Origin of the sequence: Corallococcus sp. AB011P, assembly GCF_003611605.1 — a bacterium.
GTDB classification, from domain to species: domain Bacteria; phylum Myxococcota; class Myxococcia; order Myxococcales; family Myxococcaceae; genus Corallococcus; species Corallococcus coralloides.
Genome location: NZ_RAVX01000013.1, coordinates 219,312 through 234,574, shown reverse-complemented (window position 1 = coordinate 234,574; position 15,263 = coordinate 219,312). Strand labels below are relative to the sequence as shown.

Below are 15,263 nucleotides of genomic sequence, written 5' to 3'. Positions count from 1 at the left end.
GGCAGTCGACGTGCGCGTAGTGACGGTTCTTCGTCTTGTACTCCACGTGCGCCGTGGAGATGGTGATGCCGCGCTCGCGCTCTTCCGGCGCCTTGTCAATCTGGTCGTACGCCAGGAACGTGGCGCCACCGGTCTTCGCCAGCACCTTCGTGATGGCCGCCGTCAGCGACGTCTTGCCGTGGTCCACGTGCCCAATCGTTCCGATGTTCACGTGGGGCAGGCTGCGATCGAACTTTTCCTTGGACATGACACTCCTCGAAAAATGGAGCCCTGAACCAGGATTGAACTGGTGACCTCATCCTTACCAAGGATGCGCTCTGCCAACTGAGCTATCAGGGCTTGGCGATTCACTACAACGGTTGGAGCGGGAAATGGGATTCGAACCCACGACATTCAGCTTGGAAGGCTGACGCTCTACCAACTGAGCTATTCCCGCATTGCCGAGTGGAGAGAGGTGGATTCGAACCACCGTAGGCGTAGAGCCGGCAGATTTACAGTCTGCTCCCTTTGGCCGCTCGGGCATCTCTCCAGATATTCGCTTGTGGTGCTGCGTGCTGCTCTCTACACCATCCTGCTGCGTCCCGGGCCCTTATCCGCGGCCCGTCCCACCTGGCCGGCGGCGGGATTTGAACCCGCGACCTACTGATTACAAATCAGTTGCTCTACCGACTGAGCTACACCGGCATCCATCCAGCAACTGCCCCGCCCTACCTCATCCCGGGCGGACCGTCAACCCCTCGGCAGCGACCTGAGAGGCGCGACCTTTTAAAAGCCCCCACTCTCCAAGTCAAGGAGATTGATCCGGGGTCGTCAGCGGGAAGGACGGCCCCGCTGACGGGCGACCTCGTATAGCAGAATCGCGGCGGAAACCGACGCATTCAATGAACCGACCTGACCGCCCATGGGAATCCGGAGGCGGAAGTCGCAGTGCTTGAGGACGCCTTCCCTCACGCCCGCCCCCTCGGCCCCCACCACCAACGCCAGGGGCCCGTCCAGACGGGCGCTCCACAGAGGCTCGGCGCCCTCCACGTCCGCGGCCGCGACCCAGAGGCCTGCTTCCTTCAGCTGCTCCAAGGCGCGGGAGATGTTGGTGACGCGCGCGATGGGGCAGTACTCGACGGCGCCCGCGGAGGCCTTGGCCACCGTGCCCGTCACCTGAACGGCCCGGTCCTTGGCCAGGACGACGCCGTGGGCCCCGAGCGCGTGGGCCGAGCGGATGATGGCGCCCAGGTTGTGCGGATCCTGGATGCCGTCGAGCACGACGACGAGCGCGGGCTGCTTCTTGGCCTTCGCCGCGTCCAGCACGTCCTCCAGTTCGACGTACTGGAAGCCGCGCAGCTCGGCGACGACGCCCTGGTGCACGCCACCCTCCGCCATGGAGGTCAGCCGCTCCCGGCCGACCTTCTCCACCCGGACGCCCGCGTCACGCGCGCGGCTGAGCAGCTCGCCCGCGGCCTTGGCGCCGACCTGCCCGTCGACGATGAAGAGGCGCTCCACCGCGTCGGGGTGGGCGCGCAGGGCCTCCAGCACGGGGTTGACGCCATGGACGTAGCGCGGGGCTTCGTGGCCGCCGCGTTCACCACTGGAAGGCTTGGGGGAGCGCTCGCGCATGGGGGCTACTGGACCTCCACGGGCAGCGAGAAGGTCTTCTTCTGACGGGCGCAGATCTTCTCCGTGCAGATGAAGAAGGTCAGCGTCGCGTCCAGCGTGCCCTTGCCGGCGGACACCGCGGTGAAGGGGATCTCGAAGCGCGGATCCACGAACTGCTGACCGTCCGCCTTCTTCGCCACCGACTGTTCACGGGTCAGCGTCTTCTGGGCGGGCGTCAGCTGCTTGCCCGTCAGCTCCAGCTTCAGCGGGGCCTCGTCGGAGACGTGGGCGCCGGGCTTCGACTTGATGGCGAGCACGAACGTGCCCTGCCCTCCGGCCTTCACCTGCGTCGACGTCCCCTCGGTGGTGACTTCGTAGAGGGTGGCGGGGTCCACGTCCTGGGCCAGCACCGGCGCTCCGACGAGCGTCAGCAGCAGGGGGGCCAGGGTCGGGAGGCGGCGGGTGCTGGGCATGGGTGTCTCCAGGAAGGCGGCGTTCGTATACCGGGGCTTCGGACGCGCGGGGAGCGCTTTCTCTTCTAACTCCGCGGCGCGTTCACCTTCACTGCGCCCTTGCGCCCCGGAGGCGGCGGGGGCAGGGCCTGGGGCGTCTCCAGGGCGGCGGTCCAGACAGGTGCGGCGCCGGAGACGAGGGCCTCCGCCCGCTGGATGATGGGCGTGGCCAGGTCCAGGCCCGTCGCGGCCTCCATCTCCAGGAGCGCGGGCGAGCTGTTCACTTCGAAGACCTTGGGGTGCCCCTGGACGTCCAGGATGTCCACCGCAGCCACCTCCAGGCCCACGAGCCGGGCGACCTTCTCCGCCATGGCGCGATGACCGGGGGACAGCGGCAGGGCTTCCAGACGGGCGCCCCGGTTCAGCGTGTGCGAGAGGCGCCCGGGGCGCGGCTTGCGCAGCACTCCGGCGATGGCCTCACCGCCCACCACGAGCACGCGCACGTCCTGGCCGGTGCTCCGCACGTACTCCTGCATGACGAGGTTGTGCCCCAGACCGAGCACCGCCTCGAGCGCGGCCTCCAGTGACTGGAGGCTCTCGCAGACCATCACGCCGTGCTTCTCCTGGCCCTGGAGGAGCTTCACCAGCACGGGCACCCCGCCCACCAGGCCGACCATCTCCTTGAGGTGGGCCGCGTCCCGGGCCATCACCGTGGCGGGGATGTCGATGCCGTTTGCGGACAGGAGCTGGAGCGCGCGCATCTTGTTGCGCGACTGCGCGATGGCCTGGGCGTGGTTCACCAGGGGTACGCGCGCCAAGCCGAACTGGTTCACCACCGCGAGCCCGTAGGTGCTGATGGACAGGGCGATGCGCGGGATGACGACGTCGGTGGGCGTGAGCTTCTTGCGGTCGTAGAACAGGGTCGCCTGGCTGCCCCCGTCCAGATGCATCTGCACCCGGAGCGGGTTGAGCACGCGGACCCGGTGTCCTCTCGCGCGGCCTGCTTCGACGATCCGCCGCGTGGACGAGATGGAAGCGGAGCGCGAGAGGACAGTGATTTTCATGGCGGAGGCGACCGGCCCGGCGAGGACCCTATAATCCCCGCCTCCGCCCGCGTAAAGCCGCCTCCGCCTGCCTGCCGCCTAGAGCTGGCGGATGGCGCGCACTTCGACGCTGACGGGGGCTTCCGGACGCGACGCTTCGAGCTTGGCGCAGGCGCTGCCCGTGAACCGCACGCCAGGATTCTCAGGGTCCTGCTGGTCCAGCGACCAGGTGTCGGGGCCCGCGAGCGTGCGCTCGCCGTTGATGTAGACGACGATGAGCTTCTCATCCGAGGGCATCTGGCTCTTCTCGAGCCGGGTGAAGCACGGCTCTTCCTGCCGGATCGCCTCGCTGATCGACTTCAGCGCGGCCGCCAGCTCTTCGCCGTTGCCCGCCTGGTAGAAGGAGCGGCCGCAGAAGCCGGTGCTGACGTCGCAGGTGTCACCCGTGCCGCAGTCGATGCTGGCCTTGCACGTGCGCGCGAAGCCGCCCGCGCGGGCCATCTCGTTGAGGACGCTGGGGCCGTCACCCGCCGACGTCTCCGCGCCGAAGCCGATGACGATGGTGGAGATCTTGCTCGCCTTCAGTGCCGACACCGCGGTCACGGAGGCGTTCTTGTCGAGGCAGCCGCGCTTGAAGTACGGGCTGAAACTGTCCGTGCACTGCGACAGCGTTTCGAGTGTGCAGCGGCACTCAACGCTGGTGCCATCGTATACGTTCTTGTCGTTGCAGTTGGGCAGACCGTCGGTCAGCAGGATGATGATCTGGTCGCGATCCTCGGAGTTGGGCGTCAGGAGCGTACTGGCGAACTGCAGGCTCGCGCTCGTCGGCGTACCACCCTGGGGCCGGCCCACGCCGCCGTTGGGGATGACCTGCAGTTCGGCGTTGACCTCATTCGCGTAGCCTTGGAGATCCTCGTCCGAATCCAGGTCCTTCGGGATCAAGGCGCGGACGCTCCCATCCTCGAGGCTGGCGGCAGGCGCGCAGAGGTGAGTCGGGGTTACGGTTCCCGTCGAAGGGGGAGGCGCCGGGTAGGTCGTCAGACCGAAGCGGACCAGCTTGCCGCTCTCCGCGAGGAACGGGCCCATGGCGCCCTGGAGTTCCGACCAGCGCGTGGGGCACTTCGAAGTATCGCAGGGATACTTGTCCTCACACATGAAGGGCGTGCCGTCATCGTCTCGGAGGTCACACACGCGCGTGCCGTTGACGACCAGGTCCTTGTTGACCGGCTTCGTCATCGAGGCGGAGGTGTCCACGAGGAGCATCACGTCCGGCTTGCTCTTGCGAGCGGCGATCACCGTCTCCTTCGTCGTCTGGGCAATCGCGAGCGGATCCACCGGCTCGAAGTCATAGGTCTGGCAGCCGGCCATCACGGCAACACCGAGGATGCCGGCCAGCAGTGCGCTCAGGGGGGTCGACGTGGCGCGCATAGGCTTTGAGGATTTCCTTCCAGGGGGGAACAACGAACTGCGAATGCCCCAGCGTAACGCGTGGACGCCCACCGAGGCTACAGCGACGCGCGGCAGGCAGGTTCCATTCAGGTAATGCTGCCAAGTTGCAACGACAGGCGATCCGCGAGGGCGGGTCTGGTTCCCCTGTCGGACATCCGCCTCCTTCCGGAGGGTGGGACCGGCTCGGGTGTCCGTTCAGAGCGTGAGGACGCGCGCGCCGTCGGTCAGCCTCCAGATGGAGGCCAGGCCCATGACATCATCCAGGGTGCCGTGCAGTTCCTGTGGCGACAGGCCACAGATGCGCACCGTGGTGTCGCAGGCCACGAGCTTCGCCCCCAGGGCGCGCGCCTCCTCCAGCATGCGGGCCGGTGTGGGGACATTGAGCCCTTCGGCCCGGGCCGCCTCGGTGCGCTCCCTCTCGCTGTGCGCCAGGCCGAAGCCACCGCGGACCAGCTGGCGCAGGGCCTCGAAGGCGAAGACGAAGTAGACGTCGTCGCCCATCGCGGCGGCGGTGATGCCCATGGAGGCCGCCTGATAGGCGGGCTCGTACGTGGCGTGCTGGAGAAAGAAGAAGACGCGTCCGGCCATGGTGGGCCGACCTTAGCGTTATCGAGTCCGGACCGGCAGCCGTCGTATAACGGGGCTCCCCTTCCCCTCCGGGAGCCCCGCATGCCGAGCCAGCCGTCCCGCCCCCGCGGTGTTCGTCACTCGCCGGTCCTGTCCCGTTCCGCCTCCTCGCGATGGGTGGCGCTGGCCGGTCTCGCCGTGCTCGCGGGCGTGGGGCCCGTGTCCGAAGCGGCTCCCGTCCATGCGAAGGCCCCGACCGCGGCTTCCGTATCCGCCACCGCTCCCGGGCCGCTGCGCACGGAGGCTTTGGGATTGCTCTCACAACCGACCGTGGCGCCGGAGGCGACGTGGCGCAGGTTCGGGCCAGAGGTCGTGCCCGTGCTCGCGGCGCTGGCGGAGGACACGAGCGTCCCGGATGCGCAGCGGATGCGGGCCGTGACGGCGCTGGCTCGCGTGGAGTCGCCCGAGGCGGGACAGACGCTCCAGGCGATGCTGGAGGATCCGCACCGGCCCTCGGACGTCCGCTCACAAGCCGCGGCCGCGCTGGGCCAGCGGCTGGGGTTCGAGGCAGTGAAGACGCTGCAGGCCCGGCTGGAGGACCGCGACCTGCGGTTGCGTGAGGCCGTCGCCCAGGCGCTTGGCCGGCTGGGCGGTCAGCGGGTGCGCGAGGTGCTGGAGGAGCGGCTCCCCCTGGAGGACGTTCCCCAGGTGCGTGAAGCGCTCCAGCAGGGCCTCACGCTCGCGGAGCCCTGAGCCGGGCGCCGGGCATGGCGGGGGCGGCCGCCCTGGTGGCCTGCTCGGGGCTCGCGTCAGGCGGGACCTTCCGTTAGATGGGAGGCCATGCGCCCCACCGTCCTCCTTTTCGATATCGATGGCACCCTCGTCACCACCGGCGGTGCCGGCCGCCGAGCCATGGGCCTGGCCTTCGAGCAGCTCCACCGGCGGCGCGACGCGTGCGACGGCTTCAGCATGTCCGGCATGACGGACCGGGCCATCGTCCGCAAGGGCCTGGGCATCATCGGCCAGCCCGATACCGAGGACACCATCAGCGCGGTCATTGACGCGTACGTCGCCCACCTGGGACTGGAGGTTCCCAAGGTCGATGCGCGCGAGTACCGGCTGCACCCGGGCATGCGTGAGGCCGTGATGGAGGCTCGCTCGCGGCAGGGCTTCGCGGTGGGCCTGGGCACCGGCAACGTGCGCGCGGGCGCCAAGGTGAAGCTGGACCGCGTGAACATCCACGACCAGTTCGCCTTCGGCGGTTTTGGCTGCGACTTCGAGGACCGCATGGCGCTCATCCGGCACGGCGCCCAGGCCGGAGCGGCGCAGCTGGGTCAGCCGATGGAGGCGTGCCGGGTGGTGATCATCGGCGACACGCCGAAGGACGTCGCGGCCGCCAAGGGCATTGGCGCGGAGACGATTGGCGTGGGCACGGGCAACTTCACGCCCCAGGCGCTGCGCGACGCCGGCGCCGAGTGGGCCTTCATGGATTTCGCCGCCCCCGGAGCCATGGAGGCCCTGCTCGTCGGACGGTGAAGGTGTGGTATCTCCGCCGCCCCTCCGAGGAGTCGTCCACGCATGTCGTCCACGCTCGAATCCTATGAGCTGATCCGCTTCGCCGAGGCCTTCGAGGCCCGACTCGCCACGGCGGAAGAGATGGTCGTCGGCAGGCCGGGGCTGGAGGCCGAGAAGCAGTGGCTGGCCTCCGCGCTGGAGCGCCTGCGCGAGGCCCGTGAGCCCGCGGGCGGCCTGCTGGAGCAGGTGAAGGACCTGCCGGAGCTCGACGAGGCCCGCGAGGAGTTCTCGTTCGATCAGCAGGGCCGCTGGGTGGATGCGCTGGAGAAGCTGCACGCCGGCATCACCTTCACCGCCAGCAGCCGCGCCCCCGTCATCGAGGCGCTCTTCCCCCACCTCAAGTTCCCGCAGCTGCGCCGGGCGCCCGTGGAGCTGGTCAACGAGTACGCCACGTCGTACGAGCGGCGGCTCAAGAGCGCCTACGTCACCCGCATCTTCTCCCGCGACGACTTCGGCATGGTCCGCCCCGTCGTGGATCAGGTCGCCGCGACGTTCGCCGCGTGGATCGCGAGCCTCTCCCCCACTCCCCTGCCCCCGGATCAGGAGGCGGTCCTGCGCGAGGCGCTGGTGTCGCTGGGACGGCGCCTGGACGTGGCACTGCGGCAGGGGCGGCTGCTCGCCGAGGCCGCGCTCGTTCCCGTCCCCGGGGTCTTCGAGGCCGCGGGCCTCACCCTCAAGCCCCGGAAGCGCGCGGGCAAGTCGCTCGCGCTCTCCGCCGAGGACGGTGCTTCGGACCTCTTCGGTGAGGAGGGCGACGCCGGCCAGGAGGAGGCGTTCGAGGGGTCCGAGGAGGCGTCCGGGGACGACTCGCTGGAGGCGGCTCCCGACGAGGCGGAGGCCCAGGCTCCGCTGGAGGAGACCATGGCGGAGGCTGACGGCTCCGAGGCCCAGGCTTCGGACGGTGGATCCGAGGAGGCCACCGCTGCTTCCGAACCCGTCGCCCCGGAGGCTCCCGTCGCGGCGCGTCCCGCACGGCGGGGCCGGCCTCCGAAGAACGCCGCACCGGCCGCCGAGACCGCGCAGGCCGACGCTCCTTCGGATGCTCCGGCTTCCGGTGCTCCGGAGGCCGTGCGCCCCAAGCGACGCAAGAAGACCGACCCGTCCGAGGCTGGTACGCCTTGAGACCCGACGCGCGGTGAGGCCCCCGCCGTGAAGAGGAACCCGGACATGGCGGACGTCGCCCTTCCCATCGATCCCCTCCTGCCCGACATCGTCTCCACGCTCCGGAGTTCGCGGTCGCTCGTGCTGGAGGCGCCGCCTGGCGCGGGCAAGACGACCCGTGTTCCCCGCGCGCTGCTCGAGGCAGGGCTGGGCGCGGGCAAGGAGATCGTCGTCCTCCAGCCCCGGCGGCTGCCCACCCGGCTCGCCGCACAGCGCGTGTCCGAGGAGATTGGCGAGCGTGTGGGCGAGACCGTTGGCTACCAGGTCCGCTTCGAGGACGTCCGCGGTCCCAAGACGCGCATGTCCTTCGTCACCGAAGGCGTGCTCGGACGCCGCCTGCTCACCGACCCCACCCTGCGCGACGTGGGCATCGTCGTGCTCGATGAGTTCCATGAGCGGCATCTGTCCGCGGACATCTCGCTCGCGCTCCTGCGGCGGCTGCAGGAGACGTCCCGCCCCGACCTCAAGCTCGTGGTGATGTCCGCGACCCTGGAGGCCGAACCCGTCCGCGCGTACCTGGGCGGCGCCCCTTCCCTGCGCTCCGAGGGCCGCCGCTTCGACGTCAGCGTCGAATACCTTGCCGCCCCGGATGAGCGGCACCTGGATCAACAGGTGCTCTCCGCGCTCAAGCGCCTGTTCACCCAGGGCGTCGACGGCGACGTGCTCGTATTCCTTCCCGGGGCCGGGGAGATCCGCCGCGCGCGCGACACCTGCGCGGAGTTCGCCGAGCGACACGACGCCGACGTGCTCCCGCTCCATGGCGACCTCTCTCCCGCGGAGCAGGACCGCGCCGTGCGCCGCAGCTCGCGCCGGAAGATCATCCTGTCCACCAACGTCGCGGAGACGTCCGTCACCATCGACGGCGTCGCGGTCGTCATCGACAGCGGGCTTGCTCGCGTGGCGTCCCACTCGCCCTGGTCCGGTCTGCCGCAGCTCAAGCTGGGCAAGGTGAGCCGGGCCTCCGCCGTCCAGCGCGCCGGCCGCGCGGGCCGCACGCGCGCCGGGCACTGCGTGCGCCTCTACACCCAGCACGATTTCGACGGCCGGCCTGATCAGGAGGCCCCGGAGATCCGCCGCACCGACCTGGCCGAAACGGTGCTCTCGCTGCGCGCGTCGGGCGTGAAGGACCTGACGGCGTTCCCGTTCTTCGAGCCGCCTCCCGCCCCTGCCCTGGAGGCCGCGGAGACGCTGCTGCGCCGGCTGGGCGCCGTGGATACGAAGGGCCAGGTCACGGACGTGGGCCAGCGGCTCTTGCGCTTCCCCGTCCACCCGCGCCAGGCGCGCGTCATCGTCGAGGGCGAGCGCCGGGGCGTGGGCGGTGATGCCGCCGTGCTCGCGGCCCTCATGGGCGAACGCGACATCCGCCGTGAAGCCCGCGCCAACCTGGGCGGCGGGGGCCGTGCGTCCGCGCTCGTCAGCGGGCCTTCCGACCTGCTGGAGCTCCTGGAGCGCTTCCGCGAGGCCGGCCGTTCGGGCTTCGCCTCCGGCCGCATGCAGTCGCTGTCGCTGGACGCGGGCGCGGTGCAGTCCGTGGAGCGCGTGCAGAAACAGCTGCGCCGCACGGTCCGCGAACAAGGCGGTCGCCCCAGCCGACCCGAGGACGTGGAGCAGGCCCTGATGCTCAGCGTGCTCGCGGGATACCCGGACCGCGTGGCCCGCAGGCGGCGGCCCCGCTCCCCGGAGCTGCTCATGTTCGGCGGCGGCACCACCAGCCTGTCCGAGTCCAGTGTCGTCCAGGATGCGGAGCTGATGGTCGCCGTGGACGCGGAGGAGCGCCCCGGCCGCGGCGCCGTCGTGCGGCTCGCCAGCACCGTGGAGGCCGAGTGGCTGCTGGACCTCTACCCGGAGGCGCTGGAGGAGGTGGACACCCTCCAGTGGAACGCGGACTCGCGCCGCGTGGAGCGCCTCACCCGGCTGGCCTACGGAAACCTCGTGCTGGAGGAGACGCGCACGCCCGCGCCCCCGTCCGAGGAGGCCGCGCGAGTGCTGGCCGCGGCGGCGCTGGCCGCGGGCCCGGAGCGCTTCGCTGAACCCGAGGCGCTGGAGCAGTGGCGCACCCGCGTGGAGCTCCTGGGCAAGGCGTTCCCCGAGGCGGGCTTCCCCTCCGTGGACGCGGACTTCATGCGCGACGCGCTGGCGTCCCTGTGCGTGGGCGCGCGCAGCTTCTCCGACCTGGAGGGCGTGTCGCTGCTGGATGCGCTCTACGCGCGCCTCACCTCCGAGCAGCAGCGGCTGCTGGCGAACCACGCCCCCGAACGCGTCACCCTGCCCGGCGGGCGCGGCGTGAAGGTGCACTACGAGCCCAACAAACCGCCCTGGGTGGAGTCACGGCTGCAGGACTTCTTCGGGATGGCGCAGGGGCCCAGCGTGGGCGCGGGCCGCGTGCCGCTGGTGCTGCACCTGCTGGCCCCCAACATGCGCGCCGTGCAGGTGACGACCGACCTGGCGGGCTTCTGGGAGCGTCACTACCCGGCGATCCGCAAGGAGCTGTGCCGCAAGTACCCCCGGCACTCATGGCCCGAGGATCCGCGACACGCGGAGCCGCCCGCGCCCCGTCCTCCGAGACGCTGAAGCGAGCGGCGCGGGACTACAGCCGCTTGTGCATCTCCAGGTGGTCGATGCCGGCCTCGTCGAAGACGGCGCCGACGGGCTGGTAGCCGTGCTTCTTGTAGAAATCGAGCGCGTAGAGCTGGGCGTGCAGCATGATGCCGTTCACGTTGCGGCGGCGCGCCTCCTCCTCCAGCGACGTGAGGAGCAGCGAACCCACGCGGGCCTTGCGGTGCGCCTGGAGCACCGCCATGCGGCCAATCTGGCCCCACGTCCCGGGCTGCCCCGCGGGCGGCTCCGGCAGCTTCACCAGCCGGCCAGTGCCGATGGCGTGGCCACCCTGGTAGGCGATGACGTGGTAGGCGTGGGCGTCCTCGGCGTCGCGCTCGATGCCCTCGGGCACGTGCTGCTCCTCGATGAACACCACCTCGCGGATGGCGAGGGCCTGCATGAGCTCCGCCTCGTCCTTGATGTGGGCGACGGTGACGGGTGCCGGGGAGGTCTCGGGAGGCGTCGGCATGGCTCCGGGCAAGGTACACAAAAGCCCGCGCCGCCAACAGGCGGAAAAAACCACCGCCTGCCGACCCGGCATGCCCCCCGCGCGGTCGGCCCGTCCCCTGCCCCCTGCCCGCGAAAGGGCTTGTCGCGAAAGCCCCGCCGCATCGGGTCATCTGGTTGCGATTGCCCTCTCACGTCGGGAGCTCCAGCGGGTTCCACTCCGCGCATGGGCAGGCGGACCGGAGGAGGATCATCCCGGGAGGGCATGGTAGGGTTCAGGGCGATGCGTACCCGTGCCCTCTTCGCCCTGTCCGTGGGCCTGCTGTCGACGCCCGCGCTCGCCCAGAAGGAGTTCTTTTTTGGAACGGGAGAGCCGCCCGTGTTCCGCGAAGCGGACATGGACAAGCGGTTCCTCCGCTCCCGCGTCAATCAGGCCCTGGTGCAGGGAACGAGTGACGCGAACTGCGCGCAGCTCGTGGGCGCGCTGCTCACCATCGTGGGCGAGTCCGCGCCGTACCTGCACAAGCGCGACGAGAACTTCTACCTGGACCCCGTGCTGATCCAGGCGCTGGGCACGCAGCTGTCCACGCCGCGCTTCCCGGCCAACATGTACCTGGTGTCGATGATGCGCCGGGTGCTCATCGACAAGCGGCTGCCGCCGGAGTGGATGCAGACGGCGGTGGCGCTCGCGCCGTACTACCCGCCGCTGGACCTGAGCAAGCTGCGCTTCATCGCGGATGGCGTGAAGCCCGTGGACAGCTTCTTCTTCACGCTGCCCGCGATGATGGAGCGCTACGACCTTGAGGTCCTCAAGGCCAACACCACCGCGGCCAGCGTGGCGGACGCGAAGTTCCGCGACGACTACCTCGACAAGGAGGTGGCCTTCGCGGGGCTGGAGTTCATCGACGCGAAGCTGGAGAAGCCCAAGAAGAAGAGCAAGAAGGGCCCTCCGCCGGAGCCTCCCGCGCTGGTGGCCCGGCTCGTCTTCTACCTGCCGGATCCAGGCAATGACGGCCTGCTGTCCGGGCTCACCTACGGCAAGCCCAAGGTGCGGCCCTCCATCAACATCACGGCGCGGCTGAAGGACGACCAGTACACGCCGCTGACGCAGCTGCCGAAGGGCGCGCGCGTGCTCCTGCGCGGCCGCTTCTGGGAGTACCGCAAGCAGCTCAAGGAGCTGGAGGTGCGCGACGCGTACCTCTTCCAGGACCGCGACTGGGCCCAGAACCCCGCGCTCGCGGATCCCAACGCCGTGGCGTCCTGTGCGCTCGCGTTCAACGACCTGACGGGCACCGCGCCCGTGCAGCCGGGCGGCTTCGGCGGCAAGCGCTGAAGCGCGCCGTCCCGCGTTCCGCACGCCCATCCCGGAGGCGGCACCCTGCCGTGTGCCGCCTCCTTCCGCGCCCCCCTCCCGGGAGCGCGCCCGCCTGACTGGCACGGCCGCTGCTCATGCCCGCGCATCCCTTGCGCGCGAGGCATGCCATGAAGGTCGAAGGTCAGGACGCCCCTTCCGGAAACGAGAAGGTCCCCCCGGAGAAGGACGCGTTCAATCAGGTCCTCCAGCGGACCTCCGGACGGCCCGACACCCCACCCCGTCCCGGGGCCCGCCGCGAGCCAGTGGCTCCAGGGACCCTTGCGAAGCCCGGCCTGCTCCGTGCCGGTGGACAGGGGCCGGGGCCGGCGACGCGGGCCACTCCGGCGCTTCCCGGCGTCCGTGCGGCGGGGGCCGTCCTCTCGACGACGCGCAGCGCGCTGGGAAGCCCGGAGACGCTCCGCCAGGCCCGGCAGGGCATGCACGTGGAGACGCAGCGGCTGGGGTCGGTGCGTCAGGAGGCGCTCGCGGAAGGCGGGACGCAGGCCTCCCACCGTGCGACGGAGCTGCTGGCCCGCGAGGTGGAGCGCTCCTTCCGCGCGGAGCCCCGTCCGACGCCATCTCCCCTCCCCTCGCCCACGCGGGACGACCGTTCCTCGGAAGGCCTGTCGCGCGTCTCCACGCCCGAAGGTGCTCGCGCGGCGAGCGGAGCCACGGAGGGTGCCGCACCGGCCGCCGAGACCGCGCAGGTCGAGTCCACCCTGGCGCTCATCGAGAAGATCGAGGTCTTCGTGAAGTCCCAGCGGCCGGCGCTGGGCCTCAGCCTGCGCGGCGCGCTGGAGGCCACCGTGGAGGTGGAGCGCACGGGGCCCCGGGAGGTGGCGCTGCGCATCCAGGGCCGCCATGGGCCTGTTCCCACCGAGGACGTGGCGCGGCTGCGCGATGCGCTGGAGGCCCGGGGGCTGCGGCTCAGCGTCCTCCAGGCGGGGTGAACGTCCGACGATGATGCCCCTTCCGCGCCAGACTCCAGGAACGACGAAGGCCCTCACGCCAGGGGGCGCGAGGGCCTGCATCACGACGGGCGCGCTCGGGCGACTCGGCCCGCGGTTACTTCCCGCCGGCGGGGTTCAGCTCCGCGCGCTTGCCCTTCTTGTCCTTGTACTCCTCGGCCTCGGGCAGGGCGGCCTTCTTCTCCGCGATGTTGGGCCACTTGGAGGCGAAGTCGGTGTTGAGCTTCTTGTACTCCGACCACTCCGAGGGCAGCTCGGTCTCGGGGAAGATCGCCTTGGTCGGGCAGACGGGCTCGCAAGCGCCACAGTCGATGCACTCGTCCGGGTGGATCACGAGGAAGTTCGCGCCCTCGTAGAAGCAGTTGACCGGGCACACCTCGACACAGTCGGTGTACTTGCACTTGATGCAAGGCTCGGCGACGACGTAGGCCATGTGGATGTCTCCTCTGTGCGGAATTCCGCGCGTCCGTGGCCGCGCACAGTAGATGGTTGCGGCCAGGGTTGGCACCCTGAATTTAGGTACCAGCCCGGCCTGTTTCCCCGGTCAGCCCAGCAAGCCCTGCGCCCGAAGGAGCTCGGCGACGAGAATGGCGCCCTTTGCGGCTCCCATCTTCGTGTTGTGGGAGACGAGCACGTACTTGAAGCCGTTCTCCAGCACACCGTCCTCACGGATGCGGCCCACCGTGGTGGCCATGCCGCCGTGGGTGTCCCGGTCCATGCGGGGCTGGGGGCGGAACGGGTCGTCCAGCACTTCAATCCACCGGGGAGGAGCGGACGGCAGGTCCTTCGCCACCTGGGCGCCCTGCCATTCGCGCATCGCCTGGGCGACCTCCGCCACGGTGGCCTTCTTCCCGAGCGACACGAAGACGGACTCGGTGTGGCCTTCCAGGACGGCGACGCGGGTGCAGGTGCAGGAGACACGCACGTCGTGTGGGGTGAGCGCCGCGCCCGCGGGGTTGAGCGCCCCGAGGATCTTCTTCGTCTCCACCTCGACCTTGTGCTCCTCCTTGGGGATGTAGGGCACGACGTTGTCGAGGATGTCCAGGCCGATGACGCCGGGCGAACGTCCGGCGCCGGACATGGCCTGGAGGCTGGTCATCAGCACGGCCTTCACTCCGAAGCGCTCGGCCAGGGGGGCCAGCGTCACGGCGAGGCCGGTGGTGGTGCAGTTGGGGATGGGGACGATGAAGCCCTTCCACCCGCGCTGCCGGCGCTGCTCGTTGATGAGCGGGGCGTGGGCGGCGTTCACGGGGGGGATGAGCAGGGGCACGTCCGCGTCGTAGCGGAAGGCGCTCGCGGCGGAGAACACCGGGATGTCCCGGGCCAGGCGCGGCTCGATTTCACGGGCGACGTCCGCCTCCACGGCGGAGAAGGCGATGTCGTAGTCCTTCGCCTGGACGGCGTCGCCGCTGACCACGGTCATGCGGGCGATGGACTCCGGGAGCGGCTCCGGGACGAACCAGGCCAGCATGCCGTTGGAGGCGCGCAGGGCGTCCGCGTACGTTTTTCCAGCGGAGCGGGGCGAAGCGGCGAGCCCGGTCAGCGCGATGAACGGGTGGTCCTTCAGGGCAGCGATGAACTGCTGGCCCGCGAGTCCGGTGGCGCCAATGAGTACGGCGCGAAGCTTGGCCATCGTGGGGAATCTCCGGTGGGAGCGGCAGGGCGCTCCTTACACCGTTTCACGACGCACTGCATCCGCCGCTCAACGGTGGGCGTGGGAGGGGGCGCGCGCGTGGCGTTCCGTGGGGTAGCCGCGCGTCACCCAGGCGTGGAGCCCGCCGGCGAGGCACACGGCATTTCGCCCCCTCAGACGCAACACGCGGCAGATGCGCCGGATGTCCGCGCAGTCCTGGGTGGTGCCGCATAGGACGATGAGCTCGTCGTCCGGCAGCATCGCCAGGTCCCGCGCGATCTCCGAAGCCGTCATGCGCAGCGCGCCGGGGATGTGGACCTCGAACCGCTCCCAGTCCATCGCGTCGCGGCAATCCAGGACGAGCACATCCTCGTCCCCCAGACGCATGAACAGCTCATCACAGATGATGCTGGGCTCCACCGGGAC

16 protein-coding genes and 4 tRNA genes are annotated in these 15,263 nt (G+C 70.3%); 6 read left to right on the top strand and 14 right to left on the bottom strand.

The genetic code is table 11. The features are described 5' to 3' along the window. The 10 genes from D7X30_RS28145 to D7X30_RS28100 form a co-directional block, all read right to left on the bottom strand. Positions 1-247, bottom strand: a 247-nt coding sequence (locus D7X30_RS28145; protein WP_233166643.1) for a GTP-binding protein, incomplete at its 3' end; no start/stop codon positions are given. A 16-nt stretch (positions 248-263) separates the two neighbouring features. Next, positions 264-339, bottom strand: a tRNA-Thr gene (locus D7X30_RS28140). A gap of 21 nt (positions 340-360) precedes the next feature. Continuing rightward, positions 361-436: transfer RNA gene (locus D7X30_RS28135), tRNA-Gly, on the bottom strand. A 9-nt stretch (positions 437-445) separates the two neighbouring features. Beyond that, positions 446-529 (bottom strand) — tRNA-Tyr (locus D7X30_RS28130). A gap of 82 nt (positions 530-611) precedes the next feature. After that, a tRNA-Thr gene (locus tag D7X30_RS28125) sits at positions 612-684 on the bottom strand. A gap of 126 nt (positions 685-810) precedes the next feature. Next, the gene (gene rlmB, locus D7X30_RS28120) at positions 811-1,611 is read right to left on the bottom strand and encodes a 23S rRNA (guanosine(2251)-2'-O)-methyltransferase RlmB (protein ID WP_120566053.1); all 801 of its coding nucleotides are present in this window, start codon (positions 1,609-1,611) and stop codon (positions 811-813) included. 5 nt (positions 1,612-1,616) lie between these two features. Beyond that, positions 1,617-2,063, bottom strand: coding sequence for a hypothetical protein (locus tag D7X30_RS28115; RefSeq protein ID WP_199724564.1), 447 nt, complete (start codon positions 2,061-2,063; stop codon positions 1,617-1,619). Positions 2,064-2,128: 65 nt separating this feature from the next. Beyond that, positions 2,129-3,106, bottom strand: a complete 978-nt coding sequence (locus D7X30_RS28110; protein WP_120566051.1) for a RimK family alpha-L-glutamate ligase — start codon at positions 3,104-3,106, stop codon at positions 2,129-2,131. 78 nt (positions 3,107-3,184) lie between these two features. Continuing rightward, positions 3,185-4,513, bottom strand: a complete 1,329-nt coding sequence (cglB, locus tag D7X30_RS28105; protein ID WP_120566050.1) for an adventurous gliding motility lipoprotein CglB — start codon at positions 4,511-4,513, stop codon at positions 3,185-3,187. A gap of 216 nt (positions 4,514-4,729) precedes the next feature. Beyond that, positions 4,730-5,122, bottom strand: coding sequence for a DsrE family protein (locus tag D7X30_RS28100; RefSeq protein WP_120566049.1), 393 nt, complete (start codon positions 5,120-5,122; stop codon positions 4,730-4,732). Positions 5,123-5,278: 156 nt separating this feature from the next. Here D7X30_RS28100 and D7X30_RS28095 point away from each other — a divergent pair, with 156 nt between their 5' ends. From D7X30_RS28095 to hrpB, 4 genes are all read left to right on the top strand, one after another. Beyond that, entirely contained in the window at positions 5,279-5,854 is a 576-nt protein-coding gene (locus tag D7X30_RS28095) for a HEAT repeat domain-containing protein (RefSeq protein ID WP_233591819.1), read from the top strand. 87 nt (positions 5,855-5,941) lie between these two features. Beyond that, positions 5,942-6,637, top strand: a complete 696-nt coding sequence (locus D7X30_RS28090; RefSeq protein WP_120566047.1) for an HAD family hydrolase — start codon at positions 5,942-5,944, stop codon at positions 6,635-6,637. A 42-nt stretch (positions 6,638-6,679) separates the two neighbouring features. Further along, a complete protein-coding gene (locus D7X30_RS28085; protein ID WP_120566046.1) occupies positions 6,680-7,798 on the top strand; it encodes a hypothetical protein in 1,119 nt (372 codons plus the stop codon). Between the two features lie 45 nt (positions 7,799-7,843). Next, positions 7,844-10,408 carry an ATP-dependent helicase HrpB gene (hrpB, locus tag D7X30_RS28080; RefSeq protein ID WP_120566045.1) on the top strand — a complete coding sequence of 855 codons (2,565 nt, stop codon included), beginning with the start codon at positions 7,844-7,846 and terminating at the stop codon, positions 10,406-10,408. 16 nt (positions 10,409-10,424) lie between these two features. Here hrpB and D7X30_RS28075 read toward each other — a convergent pair whose 3' ends face one another. Further along, entirely contained in the window at positions 10,425-10,904 is a 480-nt protein-coding gene (locus D7X30_RS28075) for a GNAT family N-acetyltransferase (protein ID WP_120566044.1), read from the bottom strand. 261 nt (positions 10,905-11,165) lie between these two features. On the opposite strand from D7X30_RS28075, the gene D7X30_RS28070 reads away from it, so the two are divergent. Both D7X30_RS28070 and D7X30_RS28065 read left to right on the top strand, forming a co-directional pair. Continuing rightward, on the top strand, positions 11,166-12,215 hold the full coding sequence (locus D7X30_RS28070) for a hypothetical protein (RefSeq protein ID WP_120566043.1): 1,050 nt from the start codon (positions 11,166-11,168) through the stop codon (positions 12,213-12,215). 149 nt (positions 12,216-12,364) lie between these two features. Continuing rightward, positions 12,365-13,186: a hypothetical protein gene (locus D7X30_RS28065; protein WP_120566042.1), complete on the top strand. Its 822-nt coding sequence runs from the start codon at positions 12,365-12,367 to the stop codon at positions 13,184-13,186. Positions 13,187-13,301: 115 nt separating this feature from the next. Here D7X30_RS28065 and fdxA read toward each other — a convergent pair whose 3' ends face one another. From fdxA to D7X30_RS28050, 3 genes are all read right to left on the bottom strand, one after another. Beyond that, positions 13,302-13,637 (bottom strand): ferredoxin FdxA, encoded by a 336-nt coding sequence (gene fdxA, locus D7X30_RS28060; protein WP_120566041.1) that lies wholly within the window; start codon positions 13,635-13,637, stop codon positions 13,302-13,304. Between the two features lie 111 nt (positions 13,638-13,748). Then, the gene (asd, locus tag D7X30_RS28055; RefSeq protein ID WP_120566040.1) at positions 13,749-14,837 is read right to left on the bottom strand and encodes an aspartate-semialdehyde dehydrogenase; all 1,089 of its coding nucleotides are present in this window, start codon (positions 14,835-14,837) and stop codon (positions 13,749-13,751) included. A gap of 69 nt (positions 14,838-14,906) precedes the next feature. Beyond that, positions 14,907-15,257: a rhodanese-like domain-containing protein gene (locus D7X30_RS28050; RefSeq protein WP_199724563.1), complete on the bottom strand. Its 351-nt coding sequence runs from the start codon at positions 15,255-15,257 to the stop codon at positions 14,907-14,909. Positions 15,258-15,263 lie beyond the last annotated feature (6 nt).